Here is a 1,431-nt window from a genome sequence, read left to right on the forward strand (position 1 = left end):
GTTTCAGAACCAACACAGTGGACGCGAGCAACTGAGGACAAGCCCTCGGCCTATTAGTACCAGTCAACTCCACCCCTTACAGGGCTTCCATATCTGGCCTATCAACCCAGTCGTCTACTGGGAGCCTTAACCCCTCAAAGGGGGTGGGAGTCCTCATCTCGAAGCAGGCTTCCCGCTTAGATGCTTTCAGCGGTTATCCTTTCCGAACGTAGCCAACCAGCCATGCCCTTGGCAGGACAACTGGCACACCAGAGGTTCGTCCGTCCCGGTCCTCTCGTACTAGGGACAGCCCTTCTCAAGACTCCTACGCGCACAGCGGATAGGGACCGAACTGTCTCACGACGTTCTAAACCCAGCTCGCGTACCGCTTTAATGGGCGAACAGCCCAACCCTTGGGACCGACTCCAGCCCCAGGATGCGACGAGCCGACATCGAGGTGCCAAACCATCCCGTCGATATGGACTCTTGGGGAAGATCAGCCTGTTATCCCCGGGGTACCTTTTATCCGTTGAGCGACGGCGCTTCCACAAGCCACCGCCGGATCACTAGTCCCGACTTTCGTCCCTGCTCGACCCGTCAGTCTCACAGTCAAGCTCCCTTGTGCACTTACACTCAACACCTGATTACCAACCAGGCTGAGGGAACCTTTGGGCGCCTCCGTTACCCTTTGGGAGGCAACCGCCCCAGTTAAACTACCCATCAGACACTGTCCCTGATCCGGATCACGGACCCAGGTTAGACATCCAGCACGACCAGAGTGGTATTTCAACGACGACTCCACGAACACTGGCGTGCCCGCTTCACAGTCTCCCACCTATCCTACACAAGCCGAACCGAACACCAATATCAAACTGTAGTAAAGGTCCCGGGGTCTTTCCGTCCTGCTGCGCGAAACGAGCATCTTTACTCGTAGTGCAATTTCACCGGGCCTATGGTTGAGACAGTCGAGAAGTCGTTACGCCATTCGTGCAGGTCGGAACTTACCCGACAAGGAATTTCGCTACCTTAGGATGGTTATAGTTACCACCGCCGTTTACTGGCGCTTAAGTTCTCAGCTTCGCCACCCCGAAGAGTGACTAACCGGTCCCCTTAACGTTCCAGCACCGGGCAGGCGTCAGTCCGTATACATCGCCTTACGGCTTCGCACGGACCTGTGTTTTTAGTAAACAGTCGCTTCTCGCTGGTCTCTGCGGCCACCCCCAGCTCACCGAGTAAACCGGATCACCAGGAATGGCCCCCCTTCTCCCGAAGTTACGGGGGCATTTTGCCGAGTTCCTTAACCATAGTTCACCCGAACGCCTCGGTATTCTCTACCTGACCACCTGAGTCGGTTTAGGGTACGGGCCGCCATGAAACTCGCTAGAGGCTTTTCTCGACAGCATAGGATCATCCACTTCACCACAATCGGCTCGGCATCAGGTCTCAGACTCT

General features: G+C 56.0%; 1 rRNA gene (only partly in view). It reads right to left on the bottom strand.

Annotated elements, in window-relative coordinates:
• Positions 1-33: 33 nt before the first annotated feature.
• Positions 34-1,431: ribosomal RNA gene (locus ACZ6BG_RS39080) — 23S ribosomal RNA — on the bottom strand; it runs 1,824 nt beyond the window's last position.

The organism is Streptomyces sp. NPDC041205 (assembly GCF_055591765.1).